Source organism: Pseudoalteromonas sp. MMG010 (assembly GCF_018100905.1).
In the GTDB taxonomy this organism is placed as follows: domain Bacteria; phylum Pseudomonadota; class Gammaproteobacteria; order Enterobacterales; family Alteromonadaceae; genus Pseudoalteromonas.
On record NZ_JAGJEG010000015.1, the window covers coordinates 23,514 to 44,469 of the forward strand.

Sequence of the window (20,956 nt, forward strand, 5' to 3'; positions counted from 1 at the left end):
CGTATGGTTGATTTTAATACAAAAAAAGTTGGATACGCTGCATATAATTTAATGTAGTGCTAAAAATATATTTTTTATTTTTAATAATCAATTAGTTATTGTTTTTCTTGGCGGGACCTTAATCAATGTTAGCTTTTAGTCTTAAGATAAGCGAAAGCTTCTTACGCAAAACAAATATGATAGCGAATCGATACAATCATGATAACGAGATGGCAAAGGAAATGGTTGAGGTGATAATACTATGTGGTTATTGGGTAAACCTTCCCCTTAGAGGTTTAACACGCTATGGTATTAAAAAATATGATAACGAGAACATTATGAAATTATTAACTGCAGCCACTTTATTAATGGCCACACCTTGGGTTATTGCAAGGCCTGCACCTTTGGTATCTATTGCCACACATGATGCGTTTTTTAATAATATTGCGGCGTATTGTGGTAAAGCATTTGAGGGCAAAGTCACGGTAGATAATGCACAAGGACCGAGTTCATTTACCGATAAAAAACTGGTTATGCATGTACGAAAATGCACAGATAACGAGCTGCAAGTGCCGTTTCATGTGGGTGATGATGCCTCACGGACATGGATCATCACTAAAACAGGCAGCGGACTGAGCTTAAAGCATGACCATCGTCATGAAGATGGCAGCGATGATATTTCAACTATGTATGGCGGTCACACGTTAGATGCAGGCTTTGCACAAATGCAGTCATTTCCTGCTGATCAATACTCAAAAGAGTTATTTGTGTCGCAAGGGATCGCGCAATCAGCCGGAAACACATGGCAAATGTATATTTACCCTAAAGTATTTACTTACCGTTTAATTCGTCAAGGAAGAGAGTTTAAGGTTGATTTTGATTTAACAAAACCGGTTAAAGCACCCGCAGCTCCTTGGGGCTATGTTAACTAAGCGTGCTTAGTTTTCTTCGCATTGTAAAAGTACATTTAAAGGTGGTTGATAAGCACGTGGTTTGGTGGGAAAGCGTTTGTATTCCTGTACACCTTCAAGCACCTTTAGCATAAAGGTTTTTCCGCGGCATAAGCGATCTGCATGACGCAACAAAAACATACTTTGATTGGCAAAGTGTTTGTAATCGTCAGATTGGATTTCTATTTTATAATTATTAGTGCCTATTTTAGTTTGTTTATAATGTACTTTATTATCAAAATCATATGACTTTGTGGTTTCGCCTGTATCTGCGCAGGCTGTGCCTATTCCTGTATAAGTGAAAACGGCTACCATAGATAGTAAGTTTAGTATTTTTAAGTGTTTCATATATATCCTTTTATTTACGAACTTAATACCGATTACGTACTCATATAAACTGTTATGTTTGTACCTAGAGTTTAACACCGAAAATGGGAATTGTGATGTTTAAACAAATAAAACAACTGTTTAATGTATTTGACCAACCACAGCCAGGCTTAAAGCAACATGATTTAAAAACAGCCGTTGCAGCTTTGCTAATTGAAGTTATGCGTGCTGATGACAAACTGCATAATGAAGAGCAGCACACATTAACGAACACCTTAAAAAAGTACTTTAATTTAACCGATTTAGAAGTGACTGAGCTCACTACTAATGCACAAAACAGTTTAGATAGTGCAACCGATTATTTTCAATTTTCGAGTCAAATAAATGAACACTGCACTGCTTCACAACGAATTGAAATTATAGAGTTATTATGGCGTTTAGCGTATGCCGATGGCGAGCTTGATCCCGAAGAGGAATATATAATACGCAAAGTAGCTGGGTTATTGTATGTGGCACACACTGACTTTATCGCCGCTAAACTAGCAGTTATAAATTAAGTTAAATTAGTGATTTACCACAATACATTGCACCTCTTCTAGGACTATCGAAAGCTGCTTTTTAGGGTAATATAAACTACATTGTTGATTTGATTTTTGTAATATAAATTTCTCTGAAGGCAGGTTATGGGCACCTAATATAGGCAGGCCATCGGGGCCTTTGGCGCTAACATGATCGATAAATAATTCACTACGCTTAGTAAATACATTATTAGCAAGTGCAACCGGGTGCCCCCCTTTAGCTTTAACAATAGCATGTTGCAGTAAAGCAATTGTTTGAGGCGAGCTTTGCGCTAATAATGCATTATGTCTCTCATCACTTGTTGAACGACAACCAGCAAGTAAAGCGAAAAAAATGAAGCTTGTAGTCAATACTTTAATCATTCGTTATTTATTCTCACTGGGCCAAGATAAATCCATATTGTTTAGGTGAATTGATTTATTTGGTTTAAGTAAAGGGACTGTCGTGTTTTGTGTTGAAAATTGGGCCGTGGGTGCTTTATTTACACTTTGCTCAATAGCGATAGGACAGCTTTCATTATCGATATAATACAAAGCAGCAGCGAGTACTTCTTCGTTACTATCCCCTAGCTGATTGTTAAAATCATCTGCAATTGTACAGCCTTTTATATCTGCGTTTGCCTGAGGGGTGAAAGTAGGGCTAAAGCCCGCAGCATAATCACCAAAGCCTTTATAGTTAGCGCCACTAAACTGAATCGTGTAATACGTTGTTGCACAGTTATGGGTTGGGGTAAATCCATACGGTTTCCCACAGGTCGTATCGCCAATTAAGATTACTTCGGTATCAATACCTTGTAAGCCATTGATAAATGCTTCTGAAGCAGAACAAGTACCCGATGTACTCAATACATATATTTTAGATAAGTTTAAATTGGGTAATTCATCACTTTTTAATTGAAAAGTAGAGTAATCAACTTCTTGGTCTATAAAACCAAGTGGTGATTCTACGGCTTGCTTATTGTTTTGAATAGTTTGATAAAAGTATCTGTTTTGAATATTAGCAGGGCCTGCGACCATATAAGCTAACTGCGCTGACATCGCCAGTAATCCGCCACCGTTGTATCTAAAGTCGATGATTAATTCATCGATATTTTTAGCTTTAAATGTATTTACTGCGTCGATTAGTCCATCTTGAGCAATGCTGATATGGCTATTAAACTGCATGTATCCCACTTCTTTATTTAAAGAGGAGGTGAATGTTTTAACATTTTGAACGGGTGATTGTTCTATATTGGCAGCGGTAATCGTAAACGATTTTTCGCTGTTATCGTTACTACGAACAACAATGGTATGAGAGTCGCCATTTGTAGGGCTAAATAACCCCTCATTTAACGTATTTACTCCTGCTTCGGTTGTGTCGGTAATGCTCACGCCATCAACCTCTAATACGGTATCGCCACGCTTAAAGCCCATCAGGCTAGCAGGTGAGTTATCTTCTAAGTATGCAACACGCAATACGCGATCTGATTGTTCACCAATAAACACCCAGTTTATGCCATAACCCGATGTGACTCCTGACTGCGCTTCTTTATAAAAATCTTCGGTTGGTTGTGAAAAATGAAAGTTATCTTTGTTATCACCGGAGTCTATCGTTTGTTCTGTTTTTAATTGTGCGAAATACTCGGCGACTGATGTAAAGTTTTGTGGGTTATTATCGGCAATTTCGTCATACCAAAGGTAGGTTTCATCACTCCACGATCGCAACCACATTTTTTCGTGCATCGAAGTGGCTGCTATATCTGGGTAAGGGTTGTTATCATTGTAAGGGTCGTTACCTGTGCGAGGTGTGTCGCAATAGTTTTTAAAGTTATCTGAAGGCTCAAAGCTGCCTGCTGTCCATGTAGGCGCTGTTGTCGTTTGGCTATTTTGTGTATTGTTATTATCACCACTACTACCGCCACAGCCAACTAAAGATAAGGTTGAGTATGTCAAAAGCAGGGCACTATAAAACGATTTGTTTTTAGTCATAATAATGGTGTTTCGTTAAAATACGTTATTAAAACTTACCATAAATTTGATTAAAAACAATTCACTTTATATTAAGTCGAAAATAGAGCTACAGCGTCTCATTTTTATTTTTGGCTAACGCTTGTTGTTGCCAAGCATTAAAAAGCTGTTGTTGTTTTTTCGATATTTTTAGACCATACGTTTTTTGCATATAACTATATGCTTTAACAATACGCTCGCGTGCATAAAAAGGAGGTTCTACAACGCGCTGTTTAAAATTTACTTTTACAGGGCAGCGGCCGTATTGATTAGCCTCACCGGTGAGCATACCAAAACGAAAGTTAGAGCGATCTGCGTTAACCTCGCCGATGGCAGGGGCTAAATTGTTTATATCGGCTTCCATTTTTCTAAACTTGGCACTATTTTTAACGCAGTTTTTGCGACCGCCATCTTGCCAGCACTGTAGCTGGTGGCCAAATTCCCATGCTGGTACTATATGTTCCCATTCAATACGTAAAGCACGTACATTTACTTTTCCCGAACGAGTGTAAGTGTTGCGAGGAATATAACCACAACTTGTTGGATCGGGTATTAATTTTTTTCCTTGGCGTTTTATATCGCAGCCACAATAAAGGCTCTTAGCGTTACTTGGCAGGGTTTTAATTAAATGCTTTTTTGCCGTTGAAAAACGGGTGAATTGCTCAGCATAAACGCCAAAGCACATCATTATGGCTGTAAAAGCCAAAATATATCGAATCATATCCATCACATAAGTGAACTACAGGAACGTGCATTTTATAGACGTTAAGCTTAAAAAGAAATAGCGATACTGATGCTAAAGCAACACAGACTATTTTATATTAAGCCAACCTTATTTGCGTTTAAAAAATACAAATTGCCGACGCCTAAGTGTTTGTAACAGCAGTAGCATGCCCGTTAAGCAAAATAACACGCTGCTTGCTGCAAAACTAATGAGTAACGGGTTATTAAAGTTTTCTCTGTCGTCGTAATCCATAATGTGCAACATCCAAAAAAAGTCAAAAATACGCCATAAATCACTACGAATAGCCATAACTTTGCCGCTATCTTTTGCTAAATATAAAGTAGTATTTAATATATCGTTGTATTGCAGTTGCCAAATATTCTTTTTATAACCGGCTTCACGGGGAGCTTGTTGTAGTAGGGTTGCTTGAGATAACGAGGCATTAATTAATAAATGCGCTTTAGCATTGGCAATTACTTGGCTTTTAGATGGCGCTTTAAATGGCTGGGCTGTGAGTGCATTAAATATATGTGTACCTGTTTTGCTTATCACTGTAATCGTCGGCGTATTTAAAAAATGACTGTATAAAATTTGAGTTGGGTTGACGACCTGAGTAACAATATCATCAAGCGACGCCACATAATCGGCGTGGCTAAAGGGGTTATTTATACTGCGCTTAGCTAAGTGTTTGCCGTGTACTTTTTCTAAGGGGATTGCACTCATCACTAATCCACCTAATAACCATACGAGTATTTGTATTGCTAAAATATAACCTAACCATTTATGAATTTTACGTGCATTTTTAAATATTTTTTTTTGCATTTTTACTTAGAAAATATTATTTGGTATTTTGACGGTAATTATAAATGAGCAAATTACTTTGCCCCTGTGGCAAAGTGTCGCAGTTTTGTAAAAAAAACATCAACGCATAGTTTGGTATAACGCCAAAACTGCGGTAACCTTTGTCTGAAATTATCACAGAGTAAATAAGCAACAATGTCAGAAATTCAATTTTTAAATGTCGATCTTGAGCTTGAGTCAAAACAAGATATTAGTTTATTAGTAGCCGACCTAAAGAAAAGCGCGATGGTTTTGCATTATGATAAAGATGAATATAGGCAACTTGCGCGCATTGAAGCCAGCGGAGAAGTAAATACTCCAGATAAAGCGATTAACTATTTATGTGAGTTAATAGAATCATGTTCTCGCAATGCTTTAAAGCAATGGCTGAGTTGTTCAAGACGTACATTTGATATTGGTTTTGAGTCGGGAGAATCACCAAAGTGTTTTAACCAAGCGCTGCACGCCGATACTTTATTACGTATCTCTGCTATTGGCGCTGGTTTGGAAATTACAATTTATCCTATTGAAAAATAGTTATTTTATTTTCGCTCGACCACTGCTGCGGTCATCTTCGATACGCAGCAAAGTTCTCCTCGACTATTTGTAATTTTTATTTCCCATACTGAACTGCGTTTACCAATATGAAAGGCTTTTGCAGTGGCTGTTAAGAGCCCATTACGAGATGCTTTTAAGTGACTGGCGCTGATTTCTTGGCCAACACAATAGTATTTATCGGTATCCACAACAAAGTTTGCAGCATAACTGGCCACCGTTTCGGCAAGTACGACATTTGCTCCACCATGGAGCATACCAATCGGGTTATGATGCTCAGGTATTACAGGCATAGTCGCAGTAAGATAATCATCGCCAATCTCAGTGATCTCTATCGCCATCGTTTTCATTAATGTGCCTTTACCATGCAAACCTTGATCAAGTTGTTTGCACAAGTCTAGCGTAATGGGGTGGTGCCAAATAGCCATCGTTTTTCCTTATATGTTACCTGTGTGTTTTTAGGAATATTTTTGGAGATTGAGGTTTTTTAATCTAAGGCATAGGTAAAAATAGAGCAACGCTATTAGACCTAGCGATTATCCTTTACCTAAATTTATAATAAGCTTAAAAATCAATCATTCAAGGTTAACTCGCCCAGGTATTCACATTGACATTTTTACTTTTAAAATGCAATTTCCAATACTATTTCAGTAATTTAAGTCCTTTTATAGTTAACAATAACCCGATATAAATTGGTTTTTTTAAGAGCATTTATGAAGTTAAATTAAATTTGCGATTTTAATATAACTGTATATACTCACAGTTAATTGTACTGTATGGAAAACCAGTTGTATGCGCCCACTAACAAAACGACAAGCACAAATTCTTGAACTAATTAAAGTATTTATAAAAGACACGGGGATGCCTCCAACACGTGCGGAAATAGCTAAAACACTGGGCTTTAAAAGTGCAAATGCAGCTGAAGAACATTTAAAAGCACTGGCCAAAAAAGGTGTTATTAAAATGAAACCTGGTGCCAGCCGTGGTATTCAATTAGTAGAAGAAGATGAGCCAGAGCAACTTGGTTTACCATTAATTGGTCGTGTTGCTGCCGGTGAGCCGATTTTAGCGCAACAGCATGTTGAGAGCCATTGCCAAATTGATCCGTTAATGTTTAAACCTGCCGCTGATTTTTTACTACGCGTTAATGGCATGAGTATGAAAGATATTGGCATTATGGATGGCGATTTATTGGCTGTTCATCGCACTCAAGTAGCAGAAAATGGCCAAGTCGTGGTCGCACGTGTTGATGAAGATGTTACGGTAAAACGATTAGAAAAAGCAGGTAGAAAAGTATTATTACATGCTGAAAACGAAGAGTTTTCTCCAATTGAAGTAGATTTAGAGCACGAGTCTTTTAATATTGAAGGACTAGCAGTGGGTGTGATCAGGAACGCTGACTGGATGTAATTGTGGTTAAAGCCAGGCTTTTATAAACGCGCTTATATAGCGCGTTTATCGTTTGTAGTAGCACATTTTATCGCCTTGTTTTCATTATAATGTCTACTAATAATACGACGGTAAGCGTTTTTAGATTGTATATTTGATAGTATTGTTGATTCTATCTTTTAAAAAGTGGTTAATGTGATGAAATATTTATATACCGGGTTTATTGCTGCTTTATGCATACTGTTAAGTGCGTGTTCTAATGAAAATAATCCGCTGGATGTAGACGCATTGGTATATGAAAAAGCAAAGCCGTTGTCGGATTTTACTCTAACGGATCAAAACGATAGCTTAGTCACTAAAGCTGCTTTTTTAGGTCAGTGGAATTTAGTTTTTTTAGGTTATACCAGTTGCCCCGATATTTGCCCTTTAACACTCGCTAAATTAAATAATGTATATAAAAATTTAGCAGCCGATTATCCCTTACAAATCTGGTTTGTATCTGTTGATCCAAAACGAGATACTGTAAAAAAGCGTAAATTATACATAGATTACTTCAACCCAAAATTTTTAGCTGTATCAGGTGAGCATAAAGATTTATTCCCGTTTGTAAGAGAGCTTGGGTTGATATATGCCATTCGCGATACCGATGAAGACGAATATTTAGTCGATCACAGTGGTTCGGTGGCGTTGGTTGATGAGCTAGGAAGCGTGAGGGCTATTTTTAAACCCGAGTTTAAACAAGGTGGCGTTCCAATCATTAACAGTAAAGAATTAGTCCGTGATTTTAAAAAAATAGCGGATTACTACCGTATTAATTAACGCTCATTTATTACTGATTCATGGCTTTTTAAATCAGCCAATGCAGGGGGAAATGTCTCCCTGACTCTTATTTTACGACTTTAAATTATGACCCCTTAGGATGAATAACGTCGAGTTTTCATCTCCTGTCCCTGTGTTAGAAAATATTTTCGTCCTTTTATGGCATTTTTTGTAACTAAGGCTAAGCTTTTGTTATGAATTGAAAATAATATTTAGTTAGTGCCCTATGTTACAGCTTCCTAATGAACTTAATGCTAATTATGCCGCTACGCTACAACAAAAAATTATGGATGAGTTTATCACCGGTGATGATCTATCTATTGATATTAGTGGTGTTGTTCAAGTCGATACCGTTGCGCTACAGGTACTGTGTGTACTGCAGCACCACTTATTACAAAAGGGTAAAAAAATTAAGTGGTTAGGTGAAAGTAAAGAAATGGAAAAAACAGTTCAAACATTGGGCTTAAGTGATTATTTGTTAAAAACAATATAAGAAGGTAATAATGAAAAGAATTTTAGCTGTAGATGACTCTGCCTCGATGCGCCAGATGGTAGGCTTTACTTTATCTCAGGCGGGCTTTGAGGTTGTTGAAGCTAAAGATGGCAGCGAAGCATTGCTATTGGCAAAAGACACGGTATTTGATGCGGTTATTTCTGATATTAATATGCCTGAAATGGATGGCATAGCGCTAATTAAAGCACTACGTGCTTTGCCTGCCTATAAATTTACTCCATTGTTAATGCTAACAACCGAATCGGGATTAGATAAAAAAACGCAAGGAAAAGAAGCCGGAGCGACGGGTTGGATTATTAAGCCTTTTAACCCTGAGCAATTATTGGCTGTATTAAAAAAAGTAATACGCTAAAACACAGGAATTAAGCGTGAGTATAGATTTAAGTCAGTTTCATGAGGTGTTTTTTGATGAGAGTTTTGAAGGCCTTGATGCGATGGAGGCTGAGTTACTGCAATTAAATCCAGAGACATTAAATGACGATGCAATTAATACAATATTTAGAGCTGCCCATTCTATAAAAGGGGGGAGTAGTACTTTTTCATTTCAAGCAGTGGCTGATATTACGCATGAATTAGAAAGCTTGTTAGATAAAATTCGGCAAAATGTGATAACCATTACCCCAGATCATATCACCTTATTTTTAAAATCAATCGATTATATTAGAGAGTTATTGGATGCTTATAAGCGTAAGCAGACACCGGAACTAACGCAGTTACATCGCTTAGTAAACGAATTTAAAGCGTATAATAATACCGTGTCAGTCTCTGTTATAGCTAGTGAGCAATCTACTGGGCAAATGCAAACTTATATCATTGATTTTAAACCACATCCAAACCTATTTAAGACCGGAAATGACCCATTATATATAATTGACGATTTAGGTGAGCTGGGGCAATTAGAAACGAAAGCGTTTTGTGAAGCTTTACCTGAATTCGATGCCTTTGAAAGTGATGAATGCTACCTTTATTGGCAGCTTACGCTAACAACCGAAAAATCAAAACAGGCGATTATTGCAGTGTTTGATTGGGTTGCTGATGATGCGGATGTTCATATTGCGTTACAGCCTAGTAATACCGTGATTAACCCCATTAATGCACTAGCCGAGCAGCAGCAACCAGAGCGCCGTAGTAATGATGCCACCTCTATGCGAATCGATGTTAAAAAAGTAAACTCGTTAATTAATATGACGGGTGAGCTGGTGATTTCACAAAATATTTTAAACCAGTTTTTAAATCAAGAGTTAACACCAAGCTCGATTGCTAAAATTCAGCAAAGTCTTGCAGTACTTGCTAAACATACTCAGCAATTGCAAGAAAATATATTACGTATCAGGATGCTGCCAATTAGTTTGGTATTTAGCCGCTTTACGCGTTTGGTGCGAGACTATTGCATGGAGCATGATAAACAGATTGCACTTAAGGTCTCTGGCGAACACACCGAGTTAGATAAGTCCTTAATTGAGCGTATATCGGACCCCATTGTGCATTTAGTAAGAAACTCACTCGATCATGGTATTGAGAGTATTGCACAACGAAAAGCAAATAATAAACCGCTTTGCGGGACTATTTCATTACACGCTTTTCACCAAGGTGACACTATGGTGATAGAAGTTAGTGATGATGGGCAGGGCTTTGACAATGAAAAGATTGTAGCGAGCGCGGTAAAAAAGCAATTAATAGCCCCGAATCAACAACTCACAGAAGAAGACATATTAGCACTGTTATTTTTACCCGGGTTTAGTACGGCAAATCATATTACTGAGGTCTCTGGGCGAGGAGTCGGGATGGATGTGGTTAAGCGTAATATTGAATCGCTGCAAGGTACATTGCAGGTAACATCAGCGGTTAATGAAGGGGTTAAATTTACGATTAGATTACCTTTAACACTCGCCATTTTGGAAGGGCAGTTGGTGTACTGTGCTGAACAAACGTTTGTAATCGCATTAACTTCGATTATTGAGTCAATACAGATCAAACAAAGTGATATTACACACGACAGCCATGGTCGTAAAACAATTGAGTTTAGAAATGAATTGATTGCTATTTCATATTTAGGGGAATTATTTGAGTTAACTGATTATACGCTGGCAAATGATAGGTTATTACTTGTTGTTGTTGAGGCCGATAATGAACGTCTAGGGCTTATTGTTGATAGCTTTTTAGATCAGCAACAAGTGGTTGTAAAAAGTGTTGAAGAAAATTACAAAGCGATTGATGGTATTGCAGGAGCAACGATTTTAAGTAATGGACATGTATCATTAATTGTGGATATTGCCGGTTTGATAAAGTTAAAAAAACAGCACGCACACGAAATAACACAACTGATAGCAGCGCCCATATGAGCGATAAAAAAGCGATACGAAAACCAGTTGAAAATACTACGCAAGTAGACATTTCCTTACCCGAATTTGAGTTTTTAACTTTTTATCTCGAAGAGAAAGTGTTTGCTATAGATATTTTAAAAGTACATGAGATATGTACTGTACAACCGTTAACGAAGTTACCATTTAGCCCCGATTATGTCGTTGGGGTTATCAATTTACGTGGGGCAATTATACCAATAATAGATTTGCGGATTCGATTTTCATTATCAGCAAAAACCTATGGAGCATTGACGACATTCATTATTATTTCGCTAGAGGTTGATGGGCAGTTTAAATTAATTGGCGCTGCTGTAGATAAAACAGGTGATGTATTAGCGATACCCGAAAATAAAATAGTGTCTGAACAAGAAACAGATTGCAGCGAAAGCAGTCAATTTAATCAAGGCTTTGTTGTTGATGGAGAATCAAAGATAGCACAGCTCAATTGGAAACAAATATTGTATACGTAATTTAAAGTAAATACGTGTGGATAAATAGAGAAAGGTGTGAAATGGAGCTATTAAGTTTATTTAACAAGAAAAAATCAAAAAATGACTTAATTGTCGAAACCTTACAATCATCTTTGGCGGTGATTGAATTCGATAAAGAAGGGAATATTCTCGATGCAAACGAAAATTTTCTAACGATATTTGATTATCAACTCGATGAAGTAATAGGGCAGCGGCATTCTCTGCTCATTGATAGCGAAGATCATAATTCGTCTGATTATTTATTGTTATGGCAGCAGCTAGCTTCGGGTGAGCTTGTTGCTGGGCAGTATAAGCACCTTTCTCGAAGTGGGAAAGAGCTGTGGTTACAAGTACGTTATAACCCATTACTCAATGATGATGGTGTGGTTTCCTCTATTATTGCTTTTGCTAGTGAAGTGACTCAACAAAAGCAATTAGCAATTGAGGTTGAAGGGCAAATTAACGCGATTAACAAATCACAAGCAGTGATGGAGTTTTCACTTGATGGTACGATTTTAGCTGCGAATGATAACTTTTTAAGTGTATTTGGTTATCAATTAAAAGACTTACTAGGGCAGCATCATAGCTCGTTAGTTAAGCAAGACTTTGCTGAAAGTGAGGAATATAAAGCGTTTTGGCAAAAGCTGGCCAATGGTGAGTTTGATTCAGGAGAATATTTACGCATAGGCAAAGATGATAAAGATGTTTGGATACAAGCATCGTATAACCCTATTTTTAATGTGCATGGAAAACCATATAAAGTTATAAAGTATGCAACAGACATCACTGCGCAAAAAGTGTTGGAACAAAAATCAAAAGAGGCCGCTGATTTAGCTAATGCATTAAAAGTTTGCCAAGCGAATGTAATGATTGCAGATAATGAATTAAACATTATTTTTATCAACGATAGGGTAAAAACAATGTTACAAGCGCGCGAAGAGACTTTAAAAAAAGCGATCCCTAACTTTTCGGTAAATGAATTACTCGGTCAGTCTCTTGATGATTTTCAGCATCACCCTTTGTATCAACGAGAACGCTTTGTTGGCGCGAAAAAACCCTACCAACTAGATATAAACTTAGCCGATTTGCATTTTAAGTTGATTATTTCACCGTGGGTAAATGCCGCGGGTAAGCGCTTAGGCACTATTGTGGAGTGGGAAGATCGTACTTCTGAGGTGGCAATTGAAAATGAAATTGCAGAATTAGTCCATGCTGCTGGGTGTGGCGATTTAGATATGAGGCTAAAAGAAAGCGGTAAAAGCGACTTCTTTTTAACATTAGCAAAAGGACTTAATAGTTTAGTTAATATTGTCGATCATACGGTATCGGATATGGCCAGAATGTTAGATGCATTAGCGCGTGGTGATTTATCTAAACGATTAGAAAAAGACTATCAAGGGTCTTTTGATAAGTTAAAACAAGATGCAAATACAACCGCAAATAAATTAACTGAAGTCATTAACCAAATTAACCTTTCAGCGAGTTTTGTTGCAACGGGGGCTCAACAAATATCGCAAGGTAATGCTGACTTAAATCAACGTACTGAAAAACAAGCATTGTCATTAGTTGAGGCAGCATCGAGCATGGAAGAGATGACTAATACGGTGAAACAAAATGCCGATAATGCCAAAATAGCGAATCAATATGCCGAGCAGGCTTATTCAAAAGCGATAAAAGGCGGAGAGGTTGTTAACAAGGCTGTGGTGAGTATGTCAGCTATTAATGACTCGAGTAATAAAATATCAGATATTATAGGTGTTATAGATGATATTGCTTTTCAAACTAATTTATTGGCACTTAACGCCGCCGTTGAAGCGGCAAGAGCGGGTGAGCAAGGGCGTGGTTTTGCTGTTGTCGCAGGGGAAGTTCGTAATTTAGCACAGCGCTCAGCCAGCGCCGCAAAAGAAATTAAATCATTAATCCGTGATAGCGTAAGTAAAGTGGCTGATGGACGTTTATTGGTTAATGCCTCTGGTGAAACACTTAAAGAGATTGTTGTGTCGGTGCAAAGTGTTACGCAGATGATTGCTGATATAGCGCATGCATCACAAGAGCAAAGTGCAGGTATAGCGCAGGTAAACAAAGCGGTAGTACAAATGGAAGGAATGACGCAGCAAAATGCAGCCTTAGTAGAGCAGGCCTCAGCTGCGGGTGAGTCAATGGCAGAGCAAGCTTATGAAATGCATCAGTTATTGCAGTTTTTTACTGTTTCAGAGCCAATGAATCAATCTACATCGGTTAAAGCGCCTCTACGTTTTGACAATAATTTAAGCCATGGATCTAATCATAAAAATGAAACCGGCTGGGATGACTTTTAATCTTTAGGCAAATAAATTGACACCCTTTAAACTGACTGAAAGTGATTATCGTGAGATCGTCAACATCGTTTATCAAACCAGTGGTATTGTACTTAACGATACAAAACATGAAATGGTGTATGCTAGATTAGTGCGACGTATTAGGCAGTTAAAACTAACCAGTTTTTCTGCTTATTTAGACTATTTAGCGTGTCATAGCGAGCTTGAGCTAGATATACTTATTAGTGCAATTACGACTAATTTAACGTCTTTTTTTCGTGAGCCTCATCATTTTCAGTTTATAAAACAATATTGTGTACCTAGTATTCTTAGCCGTAATAAGCAAAGTAAGCGTGTACGTTTTTGGTCAGCTGGCTGTGCAACAGGAGAAGAAGCATATAGCTTAGCGATTGCGATTCAAGGGATGTTTCCTGCTGATTGGGATGTGAAAATCTTAGCGACCGATATAGATGCTCAAGTGATAGAGCAAGCTAAACAAGGTGTTTATAGTAAAATAAGCTTATTAAATGTAAGTATTGAACAAAGAGAGAAGTGGTTTTACAAAAATAAACAAACGGCAAGTTATTCACTCCATCCGAGCATTGTAAATAAAGTCACTTTTAAGCGCTTAAATTTGCTATCGCAGTGGCCTATGCAAGGGCCGTTTGATTTGATTTTGTGCCGCAATGTGATGATTTATTTTGATAAATTAACAAAAGAGCAGCTACTGTATCGTTATAACGATATTTTACACCCGCACGGGTATTTGTTTTTAGGGCATAGTGAAATGATAGCGCAAAAAAATAGCTCATTTATTAGCTTAGGCCACACCATGTATCAAAAAGTATAGCGCATAAGTTAGGGAGTAATGACCCAAGGTTGTGATAGCCAGTAATAACTACCCGGATGTGATTTTGCTGGGGCTGTACAGTTATATCGAGAGCGCCCTTGCTTAAGTTCGGTTGGTGAAACAATACGTACGCTGTGTTCATCAAGCCAATTTAACGTTGCTTTACCCGCCCCAGACACATAACACGTAAATTGATTTTTATTAAAATCCCGCTTTATAAACTGTATTGTAATAGCGGGTGGGTTTTCAGTACTGACACTATTTTTATATACCATGGATTCAATAGCAAAAGCGCGGGCATTAAGTTTAGTTTTAAGTGTTGTTAAGTTGCTATATACCCCGGATGCAGGAAAACGAGGCAGGCGACTAAAATCAGAATATTGACTAACAGCGCCAGAGTGCTGACCAATGCCAACAAAACCTAACTCGGTAATTAATACTTGTAATGCATTATTAAATTCACCGTATGGGTAGGCTAAGTATTTAAAATCATGGCCAATCTCTTGCTTTATTCGCGTTTGAGAATGAAGAATGTCGTTTTTAATACGTAATTGCCATTGTGTATCGGTTTCACCTTTTAATTTTTGATGTAAGTAATTGTGTTGGGCACTATGATTGGCAATTAACGCGCCTTTTTTAGCTAGCTCTCTGAGGTGATCCCAGCCCATTACATAATTCATTTTTTCATCAATTAAGGTCGGATTTACAAAAATGGTATACGGATAACCAAATTTTTCTAAAATAGGTGCAGCTTGTTCGTAGTTATTTTTATAGCCATCGTCAAAAGTGATGGCAACGGTTTTATCAGGTAACATTTTACCTTGCTCGAGTGCATTTATCAGCGTGTTAAGCGCAACAACATTATAATTATTTGTTTTTAAATAACGTAAATGCTCAGTAAAAGTATCGCCAGAGATGCTTGTAACGCTAGGAAGGGTGTTACTCACATGATGATACTGTAAAATAACGGCAGCTTGAGTGCGAAAAGAAACACACGTGAGGATACATAACACTAAATGAAACAATTTCTTATACATAATAAAGCGCACCATAAAAGTTTACTGTTGTTAGCGACGCCAATGATATTATCAAATATTACGGTGCCTTTGTTAGGAATTGTTGATACTGCAGTGATAGGCCACCTTGAAAGCGCTCATTACTTAGCGGGCATTGCGCTAGGCTCTGCGGTTATTTCGTTGTTATTTTGGCTTGCTGGGGTGTTACGGATGAGCACCACCGGGTTAGTAGCGCAAGCTTACGGTAAAAACGATTTAGCACAGTTGTCTGCGTTACTTAAGCGTAGCTTATTGCTAGCCGGTGCTGCGGCGATATTGCTCATTTTACTCTCCCCCTTAATTGCACAAGCAATGGCATTCCTTTCGGGCGCGAATAATGCAGTGCTTACACAAGCGAATACCTATTTTAGTATCCGTATTTTTAGTGCTCCAGCAGCGCTATGTAATTTAGTTTTACTAGGGTGGATGCTTGGGGTGCATTACGCGCGAGGACCTTTTTACTTATTATTAGTCACGAATATCACTAATATAGTCCTTGATATTTATTTTGTCGTTTACCTAGATTGGGGGGTAGCAGGTGCCGCTTGGGCCTCCTTAATTGCTGATTACAGTGCTTTTATTTTTGCTTTGTTATTAGTGATTAAACTTGCAAGCAAACAGCAGATTAAACTCATCTTACCTGGGTGGCTGAGTGTTGCTAAAATGGCGAACTTATTACGCTTCAATAGCGATATATTTATTCGCTCTTTAATATTGCAGTTGTGTTTTAGCTTTATGACCTTTTATGGCGCACGATTAGGTGAGATAACACTTGCAGCAAATGCTGTTTTGCTTAATTTTTTAATGTTAGTGAGCTTTGCACTAGATGGTGTCGCTTATGCAAGTGAGGCTAAAGTAGGCCAAGCAAAAGGGCAAAAGAGTGTTAAAAATATTGAGTTGTGGGTAAAAGTGAGCGCATTTTGGGGGATGCTGTTTGGCATACTTTATAGTGTGTTTTTTGCCTTGTTTGGTTCTAGCATTATTAAGTTACTAACAAATGTACCAGAGGTTATTAGCACTGCTAATGAGTATTTACCGTGGGTTGTCGTATTACCTGTTTTAGCAATGAGTTGTTTTTTATTTGATGGGGTTTTTGTCGGATTAACACGAGCAAAAAATATGCGTAACAGTATGTTTATAAGTGCTGCTATCGGCTTTTTTGGAGTGTTTTTTGTATTCATTAATTGGCAAAATCATGCCTTATGGTTAGCAATGAGTTGCTTTATGCTTATGCGTGGAGTGACATTAATTATAAAGTATTTACAGTTAAAGCAAGATAAACAATTACTTGATTAGCTTATTTCCAAAGATCAGGGTCGTGGTTTTTAACGCCTATATCTTTTAATACTTGAGAAAAGCGGTTAGCAAAAATACCACTGTAGCCCCATGCAGCTAAAATAAGTGCTGGTATCAGCAAAATAATGCCAATAATTTGTAGAGCAAAATGGGTATAATAACCGGCAAAAATGAGCATCGCGGCAAGTACAAAAAGTACTACGCCGCGAAGAAAGCGCTTTAAACTCAATTTAGGTTGGCTACCTAAACGGTATATAAACGGCTTTAACATAAGTGTGCTTAGTAGTACGAATGATCACCAGCTTGGTGCTCGGTAATATCAGCAACACCGGTAATTTCTTCAAATTTAGCAATCATTTCTTTTTCAATGCCTTCTTTTAGCGTGACATCGATCATAGAGCAACCATTACAACCACCACCAAATTGAAGTACAGCAATACCGGCTTCAGTGATCTCAACTAAGCTTACCTGTCCACCATGGTTAGCTAATTGTGGGTTTACTTCGGTTTCGAGCATATGTTGTACACGCTCGTTCAGTGTTGCATCGTCACCAATTTTACGCGCTTTAGCATTAGGGGCTTTAAGTGTTAACTGAGTCCCCATTTTATCAGTAACAAAATCAATTTCAGCTTCTTCTAAAAATGGTGCGCTTTCAGCGTCTACCACTGCATCAAAGCCATTAAAATTAAGGCGAATATCACTGTCTTCAACAGCGTCTTCTGGGCAGTAAGATACACCACACTCTGCTTGTGAGGTACCAGGGTTTACAACAAACACACGAATATTGGTTTGTTGCGATTGATCTGCTAAAAGTTTAGCAAAATGCGCTTGCGCTGTTTCGGAAATAGAAATCATAACACCGTCTATACTTGACTAAATTACTCGGATACTGCATATCATACTCCGCTCATCGTGTTGCGGCTAGTATTGAGCGTAAAAAGTTGGCATCTTATTTTGCCAATGCTAGCGTAGCACCATTAAGCCATTTTTGAGTGTAATACATGCGTTTACTATTATTTATAACCACAGTAATGGCGACATTAGTTAGTTTTTCAAGTGTCGCTAAACCCTTATCTTATTATTTTGCTGATGATGTTGAATTTGATCCAGCTATTCCTACGCCCCAACAAGTTTTAGGTTATGAAGTTGGACAATGGCATGTACGTCCTGATCAGTTAGTACAATATATGCAGTTATTAGCGCAAAAAAGTGACCGTATTAATTTTGAAGTCATTGGGCGCACCCACGAGCAGCGCCCATTGGTGATGCTAACAATTACTGCACCTGATAAATTAGAAAATATCGAGAAAATTCGCAGTGCTCATTTAGCGCGACTAACAGATAAAGTCGCTAAGAGTGAAGATGATAGTGCCGTTGTATGGATGGGCTACAGTGTACATGGCAATGAATCATCGGGTAGTAATGCTGCATTGCTTGTGGCTTATTATTTAGCCGCGGCGCAAGGTGATGAAATACAAACATTATTAAATAATACGGTTATTTTGCTCGATCCATCTTTAAACCCGGATGGTCTAGCTCGTTTTGCAAATTGGGCAAACAGCAACCGTGGCATGAATTTATCGACCGACCCAAAAACTAGAGAGCATATTGAAAGTTGGCCTAGCAGTAGGACAAATCATTATTTATTTGATTTAAATAGAGATTGGTTACTACTTCAGCACCCTGAGTCTCGTGCTCGTATTGCAAAGTTTCATCAATGGAAACCAAATATTTTAACTGACTTCCATGAAATGGGACCAAGCAGTAGTTTTTTCTTTCAGCCTGGAATTGCAACAAGAAAACACCCCATCACCCCCGATGAAAATGTTGATTTAACGAAAGCTATTGCCACTTATCATGCAAAAACGCTAGATGCGAATAATGCGCTATATTTTACCGAAGAAAGCTTCGATGACTTTTATTATGGTAAAGGCTCAACTTACCCAGATGTAAATGGCGGGGTGGGTATTTTATTTGAACAAGCGAGTTCACGTGGGCACAGTCAAGAAACCATTAATGGGCTACTCACTTTTCCTTTTACCATTAAAAACCAACTTCTCACTAGCTTATCAACATTTAAAGCGGCAGTAGATAACCGCGAAGCATTACTTGATTACCAAGCTCGGTTTTATAATCAAGCGATAGAATTAGCTAATGATGATAACTTTGAAGGGTATATCGTAGAAAACAATGGTGATAATACCCGTATCAATGATTTTTTAGCGCTATTAAAGCAACATCAAATTAATGCATTTGCGACTACTAAAATGCTAAAAGTAAATGGTGAAAGCTATGCTAAAAATAGTTTTTATGTACCATTAGCACAGAAACAATATCGGTTAGTTAAAGCTATTTTTAGTGAGCAGAAAAACTTTATTGATAATACGTTTTATGATGTTTCGGGTTGGACTTTAGCCCACGCTTTTAACTTGCAGTTTGCCAAAGTTACAAGCGACTGGGGATTAAAAACAGAAAAAACACCTTGGGAAAAAGCAAAATCCACATCGATAAAGACGTTAGGCAATAGCTATGCTTTTGCTTTTCCGTGGGATGATTATTTAGCGCCTAAAATGCTCAATAGCTTATTGCAAAAAGGCATAAAAGCACGAGTGGCATTAAAAGCTTTAACGGCTACCACGCCTTCAGGTGAAATAGATTTTGCTGCCGGTAGTATTATTGTTGCTGCGGGTTTACAAGACAAAAACAATTGGGTAACGCTACTTAATAACGCGCAAAATGAATTTGGAATTGCTATAACCCCAATTACTACAGGGTTAACCAGCCAAGGAGCTGATTTAGGCTCACGTACCATGGCCGTTGTAAAAGCACCTAAGGTGTTATTGATAGGGGGCAGTGGTGTTAGCCAGTATGAGGTGGGCGAAGTATGGTATTACTTAGACCGTTTTGTAGGTGTTGCCCCAAGTATTGTTGAAATAAGCCGTTTAGATTCGCTTGATTTAGATAACTATAGCCACATTGTGCTCACTCATGGCAACTTTGATCGTATCACTGACAAAATGAAAGTCGCTATTAAAAACTGGGTACGAGAAGGGGGAGTTATTTGGGGCCATAAAGGAGGCGCAAAGTTTTTAGCCGATCAGCAACTGCTTAAAGCAAATTATTTATCACGTCGCGATCTAGCTAGTGCCTTTGAAACTAAAGACTTACATTATGGTGATAAAGATCATTTAGCTGGTAGGCAACGAATCGCAGGAGCGATTTTTAATACCGACGTTGATTTAACTCATCCTCTTACCTATTCGATTAAACGAGACACCCTACCGGTATTTAAAAATAGTACATGGCTATTACAAGCATCACAGGCTCCGTTTGTAAATGTACTTACGTATACTAATAAGCCGCTACTTGCCGGGTTTAGTGATAAGGTAAACGTTGATCAAATTGCCGGAGAAGCTGAATTGATAGCACATTCATATGGACGAGGAAGTGTTATAGCGATGACCGACAACCCGGTGTTTAGAGGGTACTGGTATGGCACAAGTCGGTTGTTAAGTAATGCACTCTTTTTTGGGCATACTTTTAGAGCTAATGGCGATTAGAATAAGCATGCACGTATGGTAAATATGTTTGTATACAAAAGCATATTTACCTATCGACAAAATAACCGGTAACGTTATAGTATATCAACTATGCAAAGATTGATTTTACACTCACTTAGACGCCACACCACATTATTAAAATATAGTGTGGTGCTTTTGTTGTTGTTCAGTGTTATTTCTCTTTGGCACGATACCTCGCATGCAGCAAATACAGACCAAGAATGTGAGCTATGTTTAAGTTCTTTTGATTTAGACGAATCAATTTCAAGTAAAGTAACTTTATTTGAAGGTGAAATTGATTTATACCCACCTACTCCCCTAATTAGTAAGCACTTTTATAGCAAATTTATTGCTATTACAGGTAATAGAGACCCTCCAAGCGTTATTTAGAAAACAAATCAGTT

Annotated in this window: 23 protein-coding genes; 14 read left to right on the top strand and 9 right to left on the bottom strand. The window is 37.8% G+C overall.

Annotated elements, in window-relative coordinates; genetic code table 11:
- Nucleotides 1-317: 317 nt before the first annotated feature.
- Complete coding sequence (locus J8L70_RS13745; RefSeq protein ID WP_211056173.1) at nucleotides 318-911, top strand: hypothetical protein; 594 nt, start codon at nucleotides 318-320, stop codon at nucleotides 909-911.
- Between the two features lie 6 nt (nucleotides 912-917).
- Here the strand turns inward: J8L70_RS13745 and J8L70_RS13750 are convergent, their stop codons facing one another.
- A complete protein-coding gene (locus tag J8L70_RS13750; RefSeq protein WP_247664838.1) occupies nucleotides 918-1,244 on the bottom strand; it encodes a hypothetical protein in 327 nt (108 codons plus the stop codon).
- 128 nt (nucleotides 1,245-1,372) lie between these two features.
- Between J8L70_RS13750 and J8L70_RS13755 the strand changes: the two genes are divergently transcribed.
- Entirely contained in the window at nucleotides 1,373-1,813 is a 441-nt protein-coding gene (locus tag J8L70_RS13755; protein ID WP_211056175.1) for a TerB family tellurite resistance protein, read from the top strand.
- Nucleotides 1,814-1,819: 6 nt separating this feature from the next.
- Here J8L70_RS13755 and J8L70_RS13760 read toward each other — a convergent pair whose 3' ends face one another.
- The 4 genes from J8L70_RS13760 to J8L70_RS13775 all read right to left on the bottom strand — a co-directional run bounded on the left by J8L70_RS13760 (nucleotide 1,820) and on the right by J8L70_RS13775 (nucleotide 5,366).
- Nucleotides 1,820-2,197: a hypothetical protein gene (locus J8L70_RS13760; protein WP_211056176.1), complete on the bottom strand. Its 378-nt coding sequence runs from the start codon at nucleotides 2,195-2,197 to the stop codon at nucleotides 1,820-1,822.
- 3 nt (nucleotides 2,198-2,200) lie between these two features.
- A complete protein-coding gene (locus tag J8L70_RS13765) occupies nucleotides 2,201-3,802 on the bottom strand; it encodes a S41 family peptidase (protein ID WP_211056177.1) in 1,602 nt (533 codons plus the stop codon).
- An 88-nt stretch (nucleotides 3,803-3,890) separates the two neighbouring features.
- The gene (locus J8L70_RS13770) at nucleotides 3,891-4,547 is read right to left on the bottom strand and encodes an endonuclease (protein ID WP_247664839.1); all 657 of its coding nucleotides are present in this window, start codon (nucleotides 4,545-4,547) and stop codon (nucleotides 3,891-3,893) included.
- A 105-nt stretch (nucleotides 4,548-4,652) separates the two neighbouring features.
- Nucleotides 4,653-5,366 (bottom strand): hypothetical protein, encoded by a 714-nt coding sequence (locus tag J8L70_RS13775; RefSeq protein WP_211056178.1) that lies wholly within the window; start codon nucleotides 5,364-5,366, stop codon nucleotides 4,653-4,655.
- Nucleotides 5,367-5,540: 174 nt separating this feature from the next.
- Here J8L70_RS13775 and J8L70_RS13780 point away from each other — a divergent pair, with 174 nt between their 5' ends.
- Entirely contained in the window at nucleotides 5,541-5,921 is a 381-nt protein-coding gene (locus tag J8L70_RS13780; RefSeq protein WP_211056179.1) for a hypothetical protein, read from the top strand.
- Between the two features lie 5 nt (nucleotides 5,922-5,926).
- On the opposite strand, the gene J8L70_RS13785 is transcribed toward J8L70_RS13780, so the two are convergent.
- Nucleotides 5,927-6,367, bottom strand: coding sequence for a hotdog fold thioesterase (locus tag J8L70_RS13785; protein ID WP_211056180.1), 441 nt, complete (start codon nucleotides 6,365-6,367; stop codon nucleotides 5,927-5,929).
- Nucleotides 6,368-6,731: 364 nt separating this feature from the next.
- Between J8L70_RS13785 and lexA the strand changes: the two genes are divergently transcribed.
- The 8 genes from lexA (at nucleotide 6,732) to J8L70_RS13825 (ending at nucleotide 14,641) form a co-directional block, all read left to right on the top strand.
- Nucleotides 6,732-7,349 (top strand): transcriptional repressor LexA, encoded by a 618-nt coding sequence (gene lexA / locus J8L70_RS13790; RefSeq protein ID WP_211056181.1) that lies wholly within the window; start codon nucleotides 6,732-6,734, stop codon nucleotides 7,347-7,349.
- Between the two features lie 177 nt (nucleotides 7,350-7,526).
- Complete coding sequence (locus tag J8L70_RS13795; RefSeq protein ID WP_211056237.1) at nucleotides 7,527-8,147, top strand: SCO family protein; 621 nt, start codon at nucleotides 7,527-7,529, stop codon at nucleotides 8,145-8,147.
- Between the two features lie 226 nt (nucleotides 8,148-8,373).
- Complete coding sequence (locus tag J8L70_RS13800; RefSeq protein ID WP_211056182.1) at nucleotides 8,374-8,640, top strand: STAS domain-containing protein; 267 nt, start codon at nucleotides 8,374-8,376, stop codon at nucleotides 8,638-8,640.
- A 10-nt stretch (nucleotides 8,641-8,650) separates the two neighbouring features.
- Nucleotides 8,651-9,013 carry a response regulator gene (locus J8L70_RS13805; RefSeq protein WP_211056183.1) on the top strand — a complete coding sequence of 121 codons (363 nt, stop codon included), beginning with the start codon at nucleotides 8,651-8,653 and terminating at the stop codon, nucleotides 9,011-9,013.
- Between the two features lie 16 nt (nucleotides 9,014-9,029).
- Nucleotides 9,030-11,003, top strand: a complete 1,974-nt coding sequence (locus tag J8L70_RS13810) for a chemotaxis protein CheA (RefSeq protein WP_211056184.1) — start codon at nucleotides 9,030-9,032, stop codon at nucleotides 11,001-11,003.
- Nucleotides 11,000-11,494, top strand: a complete 495-nt coding sequence (locus tag J8L70_RS13815) for a chemotaxis protein CheW (RefSeq protein WP_211056185.1) — start codon at nucleotides 11,000-11,002, stop codon at nucleotides 11,492-11,494. The genes J8L70_RS13810 and J8L70_RS13815 overlap by 4 nt, the downstream gene beginning before the upstream one ends.
- Nucleotides 11,495-11,535: 41 nt before the next feature.
- Nucleotides 11,536-13,812 (top strand): methyl-accepting chemotaxis protein, encoded by a 2,277-nt coding sequence (locus J8L70_RS13820; protein ID WP_211056186.1) that lies wholly within the window; start codon nucleotides 11,536-11,538, stop codon nucleotides 13,810-13,812.
- A 16-nt stretch (nucleotides 13,813-13,828) separates the two neighbouring features.
- A complete protein-coding gene (locus J8L70_RS13825; protein WP_211056187.1) occupies nucleotides 13,829-14,641 on the top strand; it encodes a protein-glutamate O-methyltransferase CheR in 813 nt (270 codons plus the stop codon).
- An 8-nt stretch (nucleotides 14,642-14,649) separates the two neighbouring features.
- Here the strand turns inward: J8L70_RS13825 and J8L70_RS13830 are convergent, their stop codons facing one another.
- On the bottom strand, nucleotides 14,650-15,678 hold the full coding sequence (locus J8L70_RS13830) for a polysaccharide deacetylase family protein (protein ID WP_211056188.1): 1,029 nt from the start codon (nucleotides 15,676-15,678) through the stop codon (nucleotides 14,650-14,652).
- Here J8L70_RS13830 and dinF point away from each other — a divergent pair.
- On the top strand, nucleotides 15,658-16,992 hold the full coding sequence (gene dinF / locus J8L70_RS13835) for an MATE family efflux transporter DinF (RefSeq protein ID WP_211056189.1): 1,335 nt from the start codon (nucleotides 15,658-15,660) through the stop codon (nucleotides 16,990-16,992). The two genes, J8L70_RS13830 and dinF, sit on opposite strands and share 21 nt — an antisense overlap.
- Nucleotide 16,993: 1 nt before the next feature.
- On the opposite strand, the gene J8L70_RS13840 is transcribed toward dinF, so the two are convergent.
- Both J8L70_RS13840 and nfuA read right to left on the bottom strand, forming a co-directional pair.
- Nucleotides 16,994-17,263, bottom strand: a complete 270-nt coding sequence (locus tag J8L70_RS13840) for a hypothetical protein (RefSeq protein WP_211056190.1) — start codon at nucleotides 17,261-17,263, stop codon at nucleotides 16,994-16,996.
- 8 nt (nucleotides 17,264-17,271) lie between these two features.
- On the bottom strand, nucleotides 17,272-17,847 hold the full coding sequence (gene nfuA, locus J8L70_RS13845; RefSeq protein ID WP_211056191.1) for a Fe-S biogenesis protein NfuA: 576 nt from the start codon (nucleotides 17,845-17,847) through the stop codon (nucleotides 17,272-17,274).
- Between the two features lie 146 nt (nucleotides 17,848-17,993).
- Between nfuA and J8L70_RS13850 the strand changes: the two genes are divergently transcribed.
- Together J8L70_RS13850 and J8L70_RS13855 are read left to right on the top strand one after the other, a co-directional pair.
- A complete protein-coding gene (locus J8L70_RS13850) occupies nucleotides 17,994-20,552 on the top strand; it encodes a M14 metallopeptidase family protein (RefSeq protein WP_211056192.1) in 2,559 nt (852 codons plus the stop codon).
- A gap of 90 nt (nucleotides 20,553-20,642) precedes the next feature.
- On the top strand, nucleotides 20,643-20,942 hold the full coding sequence (locus J8L70_RS13855) for a hypothetical protein (RefSeq protein WP_211056193.1): 300 nt from the start codon (nucleotides 20,643-20,645) through the stop codon (nucleotides 20,940-20,942).
- Nucleotides 20,943-20,956 lie beyond the last annotated feature (14 nt).